This is a genomic window from Pseudomonas sp. Z003-0.4C(8344-21) (assembly GCF_900104975.1).
Taxonomy (GTDB): domain Bacteria; phylum Pseudomonadota; class Gammaproteobacteria; order Pseudomonadales; family Pseudomonadaceae; genus Aquipseudomonas; species Aquipseudomonas granadensis.
Genome location: NZ_LT629756.1, coordinates 4,543,881 through 4,555,977, shown reverse-complemented (window position 1 = coordinate 4,555,977; position 12,097 = coordinate 4,543,881). Strand labels below are relative to the sequence as shown.

14 protein-coding genes and 1 riboswitch are annotated in these 12,097 nt (G+C 63.9%); of the genes, 13 read left to right on the top strand and 1 reads right to left on the bottom strand.

Annotated features, from left to right (window positions below; all coding sequences use genetic code 11):
• Positions 1-27: 27 nt before the first annotated feature.
• Positions 28-612: a hypothetical protein gene (locus BLU24_RS20510; protein ID WP_093103312.1), complete on the bottom strand. Its 585-nt coding sequence runs from the start codon at positions 610-612 to the stop codon at positions 28-30.
• 163 nt (positions 613-775) lie between these two features.
• Positions 776-999: riboswitch (cobalamin riboswitch) on the top strand.
• Positions 1,000-1,080: 81 nt separating this feature from the next.
• On the opposite strand from BLU24_RS20510, the gene cobO reads away from it, so the two are divergent.
• From cobO to BLU24_RS28105, 13 genes are all read left to right on the top strand, one after another.
• Entirely contained in the window at positions 1,081-1,692 is a 612-nt protein-coding gene (cobO, locus tag BLU24_RS20505; RefSeq protein ID WP_016773703.1) for a cob(I)yrinic acid a,c-diamide adenosyltransferase, read from the top strand.
• A complete protein-coding gene (locus BLU24_RS20500) occupies positions 1,689-3,089 on the top strand; it encodes a cobyrinate a,c-diamide synthase (protein ID WP_093103310.1) in 1,401 nt (466 codons plus the stop codon). The genes cobO and BLU24_RS20500 overlap by 4 nt, the downstream gene beginning before the upstream one ends.
• On the top strand, positions 3,086-3,736 hold the full coding sequence (gene bluB, locus BLU24_RS20495) for a 5,6-dimethylbenzimidazole synthase (RefSeq protein WP_093103308.1): 651 nt from the start codon (positions 3,086-3,088) through the stop codon (positions 3,734-3,736). Before BLU24_RS20500 ends, bluB begins: the two co-directional genes overlap by 4 nt.
• Entirely contained in the window at positions 3,733-4,641 is a 909-nt protein-coding gene (gene cbiB / locus BLU24_RS20490; RefSeq protein WP_093103306.1) for an adenosylcobinamide-phosphate synthase CbiB, read from the top strand. Before bluB ends, cbiB begins: the two co-directional genes overlap by 4 nt.
• On the top strand, positions 4,634-5,626 hold the full coding sequence (cobD, locus tag BLU24_RS20485; protein ID WP_093103304.1) for a threonine-phosphate decarboxylase CobD: 993 nt from the start codon (positions 4,634-4,636) through the stop codon (positions 5,624-5,626). The genes cbiB and cobD overlap by 8 nt, the downstream gene beginning before the upstream one ends.
• Entirely contained in the window at positions 5,623-7,074 is a 1,452-nt protein-coding gene (locus BLU24_RS20480; RefSeq protein ID WP_093103302.1) for a cobyric acid synthase, read from the top strand. The genes cobD and BLU24_RS20480 overlap by 4 nt, the downstream gene beginning before the upstream one ends.
• A 151-nt stretch (positions 7,075-7,225) precedes the next feature.
• Positions 7,226-7,747 carry a bifunctional adenosylcobinamide kinase/adenosylcobinamide-phosphate guanylyltransferase gene (gene cobU / locus BLU24_RS20475; RefSeq protein ID WP_090282442.1) on the top strand — a complete coding sequence of 174 codons (522 nt, stop codon included), beginning with the start codon at positions 7,226-7,228 and terminating at the stop codon, positions 7,745-7,747.
• On the top strand, positions 7,744-8,799 hold the full coding sequence (gene cobT, locus BLU24_RS20470) for a nicotinate-nucleotide--dimethylbenzimidazole phosphoribosyltransferase (RefSeq protein WP_093103300.1): 1,056 nt from the start codon (positions 7,744-7,746) through the stop codon (positions 8,797-8,799). The genes cobU and cobT overlap by 4 nt, the downstream gene beginning before the upstream one ends.
• Complete coding sequence (gene cobC, locus BLU24_RS20465; protein ID WP_093103297.1) at positions 8,796-9,371, top strand: alpha-ribazole phosphatase family protein; 576 nt, start codon at positions 8,796-8,798, stop codon at positions 9,369-9,371. Before cobT ends, cobC begins: the two co-directional genes overlap by 4 nt.
• A 1-nt stretch (position 9,372) precedes the next feature.
• On the top strand, positions 9,373-10,095 hold the full coding sequence (locus BLU24_RS20460; RefSeq protein ID WP_093103295.1) for an adenosylcobinamide-GDP ribazoletransferase: 723 nt from the start codon (positions 9,373-9,375) through the stop codon (positions 10,093-10,095).
• Positions 10,096-10,271: 176 nt separating this feature from the next.
• Positions 10,272-10,676: a MarR family winged helix-turn-helix transcriptional regulator gene (locus tag BLU24_RS20455; RefSeq protein ID WP_090282446.1), complete on the top strand. Its 405-nt coding sequence runs from the start codon at positions 10,272-10,274 to the stop codon at positions 10,674-10,676.
• A 53-nt stretch (positions 10,677-10,729) separates the two neighbouring features.
• Positions 10,730-11,938 carry an MFS transporter gene (locus BLU24_RS20450; RefSeq protein ID WP_093103293.1) on the top strand — a complete coding sequence of 403 codons (1,209 nt, stop codon included), beginning with the start codon at positions 10,730-10,732 and terminating at the stop codon, positions 11,936-11,938.
• The gene (locus tag BLU24_RS28105; protein WP_269458358.1) at positions 11,935-12,057 is read left to right on the top strand and encodes a hypothetical protein; all 123 of its coding nucleotides are present in this window, start codon (positions 11,935-11,937) and stop codon (positions 12,055-12,057) included. Before BLU24_RS20450 ends, BLU24_RS28105 begins: the two co-directional genes overlap by 4 nt.
• The last annotated feature ends 40 nt before the right edge of the window (positions 12,058-12,097 follow it).

Sequence of the window (12,097 nt, the reverse complement as noted above, 5' to 3'; positions counted from 1 at the left end):
AGGGCGCAAGCCCGATGGTTCAACTGCTCAACCGCGGGCTTCCTTGAACAGCACGGCGATGCCCGGGTGATAGTTGCCCGCGTCGCTGTGCAATTTGCGGTAGGCGTAGGGGAAATACCAGGCCACGGCGCAGGTGTGTTCCTTTTGCAGGTCGTCGACCATGTCCTGCAATTCTTCGGGGCTGGCGCTGTGCTGGGCCTTTTGCGGGGCGACGAACAGGCAGCCGAGCTTGAGATCGCTGGCGTAACTGATGCGTTTGGCGTCAGAGGTTATATCGGCCAGGGGTTGGGTCAGGTTGAGGTTGTTCGCCCTTGGCCAGCGTTGTGTGGCCTGAATGAAGGCGCGGTCTTCGCTGCCGGCGATAAACAGATCGGCGCGGGCATTGCGCTCGCCGTCTTCGTTCTGTTTACGGGTGACGGTGTCGTTCAAGGTCACCAGTTCGGCCATCCAGGCGGCGGCCGAGAGCAGGCCGAGGTTGGCTTTCTCATCATGCCAGTACGGCGTATCGCCGTCGCCGCGCACGGTGTTGTAGCGGTCGATACAGTCAAACCAGCGTTCAAGCACCGGGCGCAGGAATTCCAGGCGCGGGTTGCTGATGATCATGCCTTGCATCGTCATCGTCCTTATTGTTGTGGTGTACTTTTTCGATAAAAGCATGGCTCTTTGATATCACTTGTCACAGTCTGGCACAAGATTGCCAGCAGATAATTGATTGATGGCAGTTTCTCGCCCGTTGGCCGCCTCTTTAATTGACGCTCCACCCCCAACCCTCTAACCTTCGCCGCTTGTTTCAGGTGCTCTGTGACCTGCGTCGACAGAGTGAAACAGGGAAGCCGGTGAGGGTGGTCTTCACGCGAAGCCACGACGATCCCGGCGCTGCCCCCGCAACGGTAAATGAGTGAACACTGCGTTCAATGCCACTGCTCAACAGCGGGAAGGCGCGCAGTCTGGCCAACGCCGCTCATGAGCCCGGAGACCGGCCTGATCCATCCAGCGGCATCACGGTGGGCGATGCCAGGCTTTTTGCCGTCTATTCTTGTGCCTGCCCGCCGTTTACCCGTCTCAACGGAGAGCTCCCCCATGACCGATTCCCCCGAGCGCGACGAACGCCATCTGGCGCGCATGCAGCGCAAAAAAGCCGTGATCGACGAACGCATCGCCAATTCGCCCGACGAGTGCGGCCTGGTGCTGGTGCTGACCGGCAACGGCAAAGGCAAAAGCAGCTCGGCCTTCGGCATGCTAGCCCGCGCCATGGGCCACGGCATGCAGTGCGGCGTGGTGCAGTTCATCAAGGGCCGCAACAGCACGGGCGAGGAGCTGTTCTTCCGCCGCTTCCCCGAGCAGGTGCGCTTCCATGTGATGGGCGAAGGTTTCACCTGGGAGACCCAGGACCGTCAGCGCGATATCGCCGCCGCCACGGCGGCGTGGGAAGTTTCTCGCGAACTGCTGCGCGATCCGTCGATAGGGCTGGTGGTGCTCGACGAATTGAACATCGCCCTCAAGCACGGTTATCTGGATCTCGATCAGGTGCTCAGCGATTTGCAGGCGCGGCCGCCGATGCAACATGTGGTGGTGACCGGGCGCGGCGCCAAGCCGGAAATGATCGAGATGGGCGATACGGTCACGGAAATGGGCATGCTCAAGCATGCGTTCCAGGCCGGGATCAAAGCGCAGAAAGGCGTCGAACTTTGAATCAGCCCCGTCACTGCCCGGCCGTCCTGATTGCCGCGCCGGCTTCCGGCCAGGGCAAGACCACGGTCACCGCCGCGCTCGCCCGTTTGCATCGCAATCAGGGGCGCAAGGTCCGCGTGTTCAAATGCGGCCCGGACTTTCTCGACCCGATGATCCTCGAGCGCGCCAGCGGTGCGCCGGTCTATCAACTGGACATGTGGATGGTCGGCGAGCAGGAAAGCCGTCGCCTGTTGTGGGAAGCCGCCGGCGACGCGGACCTGATTCTGATCGAAGGCGTGATGGGCCTGTTTGACGGCACGCCGTCGAGCGCCGACCTGGCGCGGCATTTTGGCGTGCCGGTGCTCGGAGTGATCGACGGCACCGCCATGGCGCAGACCTTCGGCGCACTGGCGCTGGGCCTGGCGAAATATCAGCCGGACCTGCCGTTCGCCGGGGTGCTGGCCAACCGCGTCGGCACTTTGCGTCATGCGCAATTGCTCGAAGGCAGCCTCACTGAAGGCCTGCGCTGGTACGGCGCGTTGTCGCGCGAGACCGGCATCGAGCTGCCGAGCCGCCATCTCGGCCTGGTGCAGGCCAGCGAACTGAATGATCTGGACCTGCGCCTCGACGCTGCCGCCGACGCACTGGCCAGCAGTTGCGAAGTCGCCTTGCCGCCCGTCGTCGAATTCGCAGCGCCGGACGTGACTGCTGCTGAGCCGTTGTTGCACGGCGTGCGGATCGCCGTGGCCCGTGATGAAGCATTCGCCTTCACCTATGGCGCAAGCCTCGATCTGTTGCGGGCGATGGGCGCCGAGTTGAGCTTCTTCTCGCCGATCCGCGACACGCAATTGCCCGAGGCGGACAGTCTGTACCTGCCGGGCGGTTACCCCGAGCTGCACCATGTTGCACTGGCACAGAACACTGCAATGATCGAGGCGATCCGCGCGCACCATGCGGCAGGCAAGCCGTTGCTGGCCGAGTGCGGTGGCATGCTGTATCTGCTCGATTCGCTGACCGATGTCGAAGGCACCCGCGCTGAACTGGTCGGGTTGTTGCAGGGCGAGGCGGTGATGCAAAAGCGTCTGGCGGCGTTGGCGTTGCAGGCGGTCGATCTGCCGGAAGGCTCGTTGCGCGGGCACACGTATCACCATTCGCTGACGACCACCGAACTGACGCCGATTGCCCGTGGGCTGAGCCCGAATGGTGGGCGAGGGGCCGAGGCGGTCTACCGTGAAGGGCGGATGACGGCTTCTTATGTGCACTTTTATTTTCCGTCGAATCCTGCGGCTGTCGCTGCGCTGTTTGCGCCCGGTCTTGAGACCGCCATCGCTGGCAAGCCAGCTCCCACAGGGGATTACGTTTCGTCAGGTATTGCACCGTCCACTGTGGGAGCTGGCTTGCCAGCGATGGGGCCATGACCGACAACGCATTCTCTGAAGCCGAGCGCCAGGCGGTTTACAAAGCCATCGCCGAACGCCGCGACATGCGTCACTTCAGCGGCGGCACTGTTGAACCGCAACTGTTGCGGCGTTTGCTCGAAGCCGCCCATCAAGCGCCAAGTGTCGGCCTGATGCAGCCCTGGCGTTTCATCCGCATCAGCGACCGCGCCCTGCGCGGGCAGATTCAGCATCTGGTGGAAGCAGAACGCGTGCGCACCGCCGAGGCCCTTGGCGAGCGCAGCGACGAGTTCATGAAACTCAAGGTCGAAGGCATCAACGACTGCGCCGAAGTACTGGTGGCGGCGCTGATGGACGATCGCGAAAAACACATTTTTGGCCGGCGCACGCTGCCGGAGATGGACATGGCTTCGCTGTCCTGCGCGATCCAGAATCTGTGGCTGGCGTCCCGTGCCGAAGGATTGGGCATGGGCTGGGTGTCGCTGTTCGAGCCGCAGGCGCTGGCCGATCTGCTGCACTTGCCGCCGGGTGCCAAGCCGCTGGCCGTGCTGTGTCTGGGCCCGGTCAAAGAGTTCTACCCGGCGCCGATGCTGGTCCTCGAAGGCTGGGCGCAGGCGCGACCGCTGAACGAATTGCTGTACGAAAATTACTGGGGAGTGAGTCAATGAGTGTGGCGTTGTTGAGTGTCGCCGCGGTGGCGCTGGATGCGCTGCTCGGTGAACCGAAACGCTGGCATCCGCTGGTGGCGTTCGGCAATTTTGCCGGGCGCATCGAGCAACGTTTCAACGCCGGTGGCCGCGGCTGGCGCAGCCATGGTGTGACCGCGTGGGTGATCGCGGTGCTGCCGCTGACGCTGCTCGCCACGGCGTTTTCCTGGGCGCCGTACGTGGGCTGGGTCGTTGAGATTCTTGCGCTGTACTGCGCCCTCGGCATGCGCAGCCTCGGCGAACATGTCGCGCCGGTGGCTGCGGCATTGCGCGCGGATGATCTGGCCGAAGCGCGTACTCGCGTCGGCTATCTGGTCAGCCGCCAGACCGACGAGCTCGACAGCAACGCCGTGGCCCGCGCCGCCACCGAATCGGTGCTGGAAAATGGCAGCGATGCGGTCTTTGCTGCGCTGTTCTGGTTTGTCGTCGCCGGTGCGCCGGGCGTGGTGCTCTATCGCTTGAGCAACACGCTGGACGCGATGTGGGGCTATCGCAACGAACGCTTCGAACGATTCGGCTGGGCGGCGGCGAAAATTGACGACGTGTTGAACTACATTCCTGCACGGCTGGTGGCGCTGACCTACGCGCTGCTCGGCAAAACCCGCCTCGCGCTCAAGTGCTGGCGCACCCAGGCGCCACAATGGGACAGCCCCAACGCCGGCCCGGTGATGGCGGCTGGCGCTGGCGCACTCGGCGTCGAGCTGGGTGGGCCGGCGATTTACCACGGTGAATTGCACGAGCGCCCGCAGCTTGGTGAAGGCGCCCCCGCCGATGCCGATTCCATCGAGCGCGGCTGGCAATTGGTCCAGCGCGGGGTATGGTTATGGCTGCTGATTCTTTGCGTGGGGGCTGAATTCTATGCTTGAGCACGGTGGCCGACTGCGCAAGGCTGCACACGATTACGGCATTGCCGAAGCCGACTGGCTGGATCTGTCCAGCGGCCTGGCGCCGTGGCCTTTTCCGATCCCGGAAATCCCCTTGCGCGCCTGGGCTCGCCTGCCGGAAACCGACGATGGCCTGGAGCAGGCGGCGTGCGATTGCTACGGCGCCGCGCAAGTGCTGCCGGTGGCCGGTTCGCAGATGGCCATCCAGTTGCTGCCACGCTTGCGCCGTGCCGGCAAGGTCGGCGTGTTGTCACCGTGCTATGCCGAACATGCCGAGGCGTGGCGGCGCAGTGGCTACATCGTTCGCGAAGTGCTGGAGCAGGAAGTCGAGTTCTTTCTCGACAGCCTCGACGTACTGGTGGTGGTCAACCCGAATAATCCGACCGGCCTCAGCCTGACCCCGGCGCGCCTGCTCGACTGGCACGCGCGGCTGGCCCAGCGCGGCGGCTGGCTGGTGGTCGACGAAGCGTTCATGGACAACACGCCGCATTTGAGCCTGGCCGCCCATAGCCACCAGATCGGCCTGATCGTGTTGCGCTCGTTCGGCAAGTTTTTCGGTCTGGCCGGGGTGCGTCTGGGCTTCGTGCTGGCTGAGCGCAAGTTGCTCAAACTGCTCGCCGAACAGGTCGGACCGTGGGCGGTCAGCGGGCCGACGCGGGTGCTCGGCCAGGCGTGTCTGCAAGACACCGAAAATCACACGCGCCAGCGGATTCGCAGCGATGAAGCCAGCGAACGGCTGGCGGCGTTGCTCGAGCGCTACGGCTTCAAACCGCAGGGTGGCTGCGCGCTGTTTCAGTGGCTGGTTACCGAGCACGCCGAAACGCTGCACGACTTCATGGCCCGGCGCGGCATTCTTCTGCGCCTGTTCACCCACAACAGCAGCCTGCGTTTCGGCCTGCCCGGCAATGCCGCCGATGAGCTGCGACTCGCACACGCCCTCGACGCCTACCGTAAGGAACACCCATGACCACGCTGATGGTGCAGGGCACCACGTCGGATGCCGGTAAAAGTACGCTGGTGACGGCGCTCTGTCGTTGGGCGACCCGTCAGGGCGTCGCGGTGGTGCCGTTCAAACCGCAGAACATGGCGCTCAACAGCGCGGTGACGGCGGACGGCGGCGAGATCGGCCGGGCGCAAGCGGTGCAGGCGCAGGCTGCTCATCTCGAACCGCACACCGACATGAACCCGGTGCTGCTCAAGCCCAACAGCGACACCGGCGCGCAAGTGATCATTCACGGCCGCGCGGTGACGACGATGAACGCCGTCGCCTATCACGACTACAAAGCCATCGCCATGCAAGCGGTGCTGGCCTCGCACGAACGCCTCAGCGCCGCCTATCCACTGGTGATGGTCGAGGGCGCCGGCTCACCGGCCGAGATCAATCTGCGTGCCGGCGACATCGCCAACATGGGCTTTGCCGAAGCGGTGGATTGCCCGGTGCTGCTGATCGCCGACATCAATCGTGGCGGGGTCTTCGCTCATCTGGTCGGTACTTTGGAGTTGCTGTCGCCGAGCGAACAGGCGCGGGTCAAAGGCTTCATCATCAACCGCTTTCGCGGTGACATCGCCTTGCTGCAACCGGGCCTCGACTGGCTGGAACAGCGCACCGGCAAACCGGTGGTTGGCGTATTGCCGTATGTGCTGGATCTGCACCTTGAGGCTGAAGACGGCATCGACCAGCGCCAGACCGACAAGGCTGAGCAAGTACTGAAAGTCGTGGTGCCGGTGCTGCCGCGCATCAGCAACCACACCGATTTCGATCCGCTGCGTTTGCATCCGCAGGTCGATCTGCAATTTATCGGGCCGGGACAGGTGATTCCGCCTGCGGACCTGATCATCCTGCCCGGCTCGAAAAGCGTTCGCAGTGACCTCGCGTATTTGCGCGCCAACGACTGGGACGTGGCGATCCACCGGCATTTGCGCTACGGCGGCAAAGTGCTGGGCATTTGCGGTGGTCTGCAGATGCTTGGCGAGCAGGTCCACGACCCGCTGGGTCTGGAAGGCGCAGCAGGTTCCAGCGCCGGGCTGGGGTTGCTCGCGTTTGAAACGACGCTCGAAGCCGAGAAGCAATTGCGCAACGTGCGCGGGCGGCTGGCGCTGGAAAACGCGGCGGTCAGTGGTTATGAAATCCATGCTGGCGTCACCCGCGGGCCGGCGCTGGAGAACGCAGCAGTGTTTCTCGATGACGGTCGTTGCGACGGCGCGCAGAGTGATGACGGCCAGGTGTTCGGCACCTATCTGCATGGCTTGTTCGAATCGCCAGAGGCGAGTGTGGCGATGCTGCGCTGGGCCGGGTTGAGCGATGTGCAGACGGTGGATTACCACGGCCTGCGCGAGCGCGATATCGAACGCCTGGCGGATCTGGTGGAGCAGCATCTGGATACCGGGTTGTTGCGTGAGCTCTGTGGGATCTGAGGTGGGTTCAATGGCCTCATCGCGAGCAGGCTCACTCCTGCAGGGTTATGTGTTTTACACAAAATTCATGGCTACTCAAGATCCCTTGTAGGAGTGAGCCTGCTCGCGATAGCGCCAGTCGCCTCAACCCACAATTTTCAGGATGTTCCCCATGCTCCAACTGATCCTCGGCGGCGCCCGCTCCGGCAAAAGCCGGCTGGCAGAAAAACTCGCCAGCGATAGCCATCTGGCGGTGACCTACATCGCCACCAGCCAACCGCTCGATGGCGAAATGAACGCGCGCGTCGCTCACCATCGTGCCCGCCGTCCGGCTGAATGGGCGCTCATCGAAGAACCCCTCGAACTGGCCCGGGTTCTGCGCGAGTCCGCCAGCGCCGAGCGGTGCCTGCTGGTCGATTGCCTGACGTTGTGGCTGACCAATCTGCTGATGCTCGACGACGCCGAACGCCTCGTCGCCGAGCGTGAGGCGCTGCTCGATGGCCTGGCCTCGTTGCCGGGTGAAATCATTTTTGTCAGCAACGAGACCGGTATGGGTGTCGTGCCGCTGGGCGAATTGACTCGCCGCTATGTCGATGAAGCCGGTTGGCTGCATCAAGCTCTGGCCGAGCGTTGTCAGCGTGTTGTCCTGACCGTTGCCGGCCTGCCCCTGACTCTGAAAGGACCTGCGTTATGACTCAAGCCTGGTGGCTCAACCCGTGCCAATCGGTCGACAACAACGCCGTTGAACAAGCGGCGGCGCGGCAACAGCAACTGACCAAACCGGCCGGTTCGCTCGGTCGGCTGGAAACGGTCGCGGTGCAACTGGCCGGCCTGCAAGGGCAGGTCAAACCGACGCTGGAGCAGATCTGGATCGCGATTTTTGCCGGCGATCACGGCGTGGTAGCGGAGGGCGTTTCGGCGTTCCCGCAGGAAGTCACCGGGCAGATGCTGCTCAACTTCGTCAGCGGCGGCGCGGCGATCAGCGTGTTGGCGCGACAGCTCGGCGCTCAGCTGGAAGTGGTCGATCTGGGCACCGTGAATCCGGCGCTGAATCTGCCGGGCGTGCGGCATGTAAACATCGGCGCGGGCACGGCGAACTTCGCCCACGGCGCAGCAATGTCCCAGGCCCAGGGCGAGTCAGCCTTGCAGGCCGGTCGTGACAGCCTGTTGCGGGCAAAAGCGGCAGGCACGCAGTTGTTTATCGGCGGCGAAATGGGCATCGGCAACACCACGGCGGCCAGCGCCCTGGCCTGCGCCTTGCTCGATTGCCCGGTCGCGCACCTGACCGGCCCCGGCACCGGGCTGAATGCCGCAGGCGTCAGCCATAAGGCGCAGGTGATCGAGCGCGCCCTGGCCTTGCACGCGGCACAGCGCGGCGATGCGTTGCAGACGCTGTTCAACCTCGGTGGTTTTGAAATCGCCGCGCTGGTCGGCGCTTATCTGGCTGCGGCGCAGGAGGGTGTTGCGGTGCTGGTCGACGGCTTTATCTGCACAGTCGCTGCGCTGGTCGCGGTGCGCCTGAACCCGTCCTGCCGCGAGTGGCTGCTGTTCGGCCATCGCGGTGCCGAGCCGGGCCATCGGCATGTTCTCGAAACGCTGCAGGCCGAGCCGTTGCTGGAACTCGGTCTGCGCCTGGGTGAGGGCAGCGGCGCGGCGCTGGCGGTGCCGCTGTTGCGCCTGGCCTGCGACCTGCACGGACAAATGGCAACGTTCGCTGAAGCGGCGGTGGCGGATCGTCCGGCATGACCTTGCATCTTCATCTGCTGCGTCATGGCGAAACCGAACTGGGCGGCGGCCTGCGCGGCAGCCTCGATGATGCGCTGACCGAGTTGGGCTGGGCGCAAATGCGCGCAGCGGTGATCGCGGGTGGGCCGTGGGAGCGAATCGTCAGCTCGCCGTTGCAGCGTTGCGCGCGGTTCGCCGCCGAACTCGGCGAACAACTGAACCTCAGCGTGCATCTGGACAAGGATTTGCAGGAACTGCATTTCGGCGCCTGGGAAGGACAAAGTGCGGCGGCGCTGATGGAGACTGACGCCGAGGCGTTGGGGCTGTTCTGGGCCGATCCGTATGCCTTTACGCCACCGGATGGAGAAGCGGTCAGCGACTTTTCCGCGCGAGTATTGGCGGCCATTGAACGGCTGTACGCAACGTACGCAGGCGAGCGGGTTCTGCTGGTCAGCCATGGCGGCGTGATGCGTCTGCTGCTGGCGCGGGCGCGCGGTTTGCCTCGCGAGCAACTGCTGAATGTCGAGGTGGGTCATGGCGCACTATTTGCGCTGACGGTCGCGGCCGACGGCTCGCTCAAGGAAGGTCACTGAGATGTTGCCGCTGTGGATCGCCTTGCAGTTTCTCAGCAGTCTGCCGATTCGGCTGCCGGGCATGCCCGAGCCAGAACAGCTCGGTCGCTCATTGCTGTTCTATCCGCTGGTGGGTTTGCTGTTTGGCCTGATCCTTTGGGCTATGAATATGCTGTTGGCCGGTGCGCCTTTGCTGCTGCACGCGGTACTGTTGCTGACGGTCTGGGTGCTGCTCAGCGGGGCGCTACATCTCGATGGTCTGGCCGACAGCGCCGATGCCTGGCTCGGCGGTTTCGGTGATCGCGAGCGCACGCTGACGATCATGAAAGACCCGCGCAGCGGGCCGATTGCCGTGGTGACGCTGGTGCTGGTGATGCTGCTCAAGTTCGCCGCGTTGCTGGCGCTGATCGAGCAAGGGCAGGGGCTGGTGTTGCTCATCGTGCCGGTGCTGGGCCGGGCGGCGTTGCTGGGGTTGTTTCTGACCACGCCGTATGTACGTGCCGGTGGATTGGGGCAGGCGTTGGCTGATCACCTGCCGCGCAGGGCGGGCTGGTGGGTGCTGGGTGTGAGTGCGCTTGCTTGCGCGTTGATGGCCGGGATCGTTGCGGTGGTGATTTGCGTCGTCATGTTTGTCTGGCTGCGTCAGGTGATGATTCGGCGGTTGGGCGGGACGACCGGGGATACGGCGGGGGCGTTGCTGGAATTGCTCGAGATGGGGGTGTTGGTTGGGCTGGCGTTGGTCTGAGCTTTACGCGTCGGTTATGCCGGCATGTTCGCGAGTAGGCTCACTCCTGCAATTTGAATGCGTTCCCCGGTAGGAGTGAGCCTGCTCGCGATAGCGATATTCCAGCCACCACAAATGTTCCGGTCAAAATCCATCTGTAACTTGATTTAACACAGTCGCGGGTATATACACGCACCATGCTTCCTTCTCAGTGTTTGTGCATCAACCTGCGTCGCGCCGCGCGTGGCGTCAGCAGGCATTACGACGGCGCCCTCGACGGCTTCGGGATCAACGTTGCCCAGTATTCTCTGCTGTGCAACCTGCAGCGTCTGGATCAGCCGAGCATTTCCGAACTGGCCGAAGCCATGGGCCTGGACCGCAGCACCCTCGGGCGCAATTTGCGGGTGCTGGAAGGCGAGGGGTTGGTGGCGCTGGCTGAAGGCGAGGACATGCGCAACCGCATCGTTCGTCTGACCGAAACCGGTGCGCAGCGCCTGGAAGCGGCGCTGCCGGCCTGGGAAGCGGCGCAGGAGCGGTTGATCGACCGGCTCGGCGCAGAAAAACGCGAGACCTTGCTCAAATTGCTGGATGAACTGGCCTGAGGCCGGTTTTTTCCGAACTCAAGCGGGTATATACCCGCGACCGGAGAATAATAATGACATCGATGTGGCGTACGTGCGGTTGGGTGTTGCTGGGGAGTGCGCTGATCCTGGCGTTGTCATTGGGCGTGCGCCACGGTTTCGGTCTGTTTCTGTCGCCGATGAGCGCGCAGTTCGGCTGGGGGCGCGAGGTGTTCGCCTTCGCCATCGCCTTGCAGAACCTGATCTGGGGCCTGGCGCAGCCGTTCACCGGTGCATTGGCCGACCGCTTTGGCGCGGCGAAAGTGGTGCTGATCGGCGGTGTGCTGTATGCGCTCGGGCTGGTCTGCATGGGCTTGTCCGATTCGCCGATGACGCTGTCGCTCAGTGCCGGGCTGCTGATCGGTATCGGCTTGTCCGGTACCTCATTCTCGGTGATTCTCGGTGTGGTCGGGCGCGCCGTGCCGGCGGATAAACGCAGCATGGGCATGGGCATTGCCAGCGCTGCCGGGTCGTTCGGCCAGTTCGCGATGTTGCCGGGCACCCTCGGTTTGATCGGCTGGCTTGGCTGGTCGGCGGCGCTGCTGGTGCTGGGCCTGCTGGTGGCGATGATCGTGCCGCTGGTGAGCATGCTCAAGGACAAACCACTGCCGGTGCTCGGCCATGAGCAAACCCTGTCCGAAGCCCTGCGCGAAGCCTGCTCGCATTCCGGCTTCTGGCTGTTGGCGTTCGGCTTTTTCGTCTGCGGTTTCCAAGTGGTGTTCATCGGTGTGCACCTGCCGGCCTATCTGGTCGACCAGCACCTGCCGGCCACAGTCGGCACCACGGTGCTGGCGCTGATCGGCTTGTTCAATATCTTCGGCACCTACACCGCCGGCTGGCTCGGCGGGCGCATGTCCAAGCCGCGCTTGTTGACCGGACTGTATCTATTGCGGGCGGTGGTGATCGTGTTGTTTCTGTGGCTGCCGGTCACCACCACATCGGCGTACCTGTTCGGCATGGCGATGGGCTTTTTGTGGCTGTCGACGGTGCCGCTGACCAACGGTACGGTGGCGACCTTGTTCGGCGTGCGCAACCTGTCCATGCTCGGTGGCATCGTGTTCCTGTTCCATCAGCTTGGCTCGTTCCTCGGCGGCTGGCTGGGCGGGGTGGTGTACGACCGCACCGGGAGTTATGACTTGATCTGGCAAGTGGCGATTCTTCTCAGCCTGTTGGCCGCGGCGTTGAACTGGCCGGTACGCGAGCGCCCGGTCGCACGCCTGCAAGCCAGTGCGAGCGCCGCGTGAATCGCCTCTGGCCGCGACTGGCCATCAGCGCACTCGGCGCCGCGCTGCTGGCGCTGGCGTGGTGGGGCTGGCAGCAGGGCGGTCTGGCCCTGATGCAGTTGGGCATGAGCATTTGCTAGAACCGGGCATGGCGAGTAACGTCGAGGCCTGACAACTGCT

Bases quoted from the DNA above. Each gene is read 5' to 3' on its own strand.
- BLU24_RS20510 (WP_093103312.1), bottom strand. From the start codon at position 612: ATGCAAGGCATGATCATCAGCAACCCGCGCCTGGAATTCCTGCGCCCG.
- cobO (WP_016773703.1), top strand. From the start codon at position 1,081: ATGACCGATTCCCCCGAGCGCGACGAACGCCATCTGGCGCGCATGCAG.
- bluB (WP_093103308.1), top strand. From the start codon at position 3,086: ATGACCGACAACGCATTCTCTGAAGCCGAGCGCCAGGCGGTTTACAAA.
- cbiB (WP_093103306.1), top strand. From the start codon at position 3,733: ATGAGTGTGGCGTTGTTGAGTGTCGCCGCGGTGGCGCTGGATGCGCTG.
- cobD (WP_093103304.1), top strand. From the start codon at position 4,634: ATGCTTGAGCACGGTGGCCGACTGCGCAAGGCTGCACACGATTACGGC.
- BLU24_RS20480 (WP_093103302.1), top strand. From the start codon at position 5,623: ATGACCACGCTGATGGTGCAGGGCACCACGTCGGATGCCGGTAAAAGT.
- cobU (WP_090282442.1), top strand. From the start codon at position 7,226: ATGCTCCAACTGATCCTCGGCGGCGCCCGCTCCGGCAAAAGCCGGCTG.
- cobT (WP_093103300.1), top strand. From the start codon at position 7,744: ATGACTCAAGCCTGGTGGCTCAACCCGTGCCAATCGGTCGACAACAAC.
- cobC (WP_093103297.1), top strand. From the start codon at position 8,796: ATGACCTTGCATCTTCATCTGCTGCGTCATGGCGAAACCGAACTGGGC.
- BLU24_RS20460 (WP_093103295.1), top strand. From the start codon at position 9,373: ATGTTGCCGCTGTGGATCGCCTTGCAGTTTCTCAGCAGTCTGCCGATT.
- BLU24_RS20455 (WP_090282446.1), top strand. From the start codon at position 10,272: ATGCTTCCTTCTCAGTGTTTGTGCATCAACCTGCGTCGCGCCGCGCGT.
- BLU24_RS20450 (WP_093103293.1), top strand. From the start codon at position 10,730: ATGACATCGATGTGGCGTACGTGCGGTTGGGTGTTGCTGGGGAGTGCG.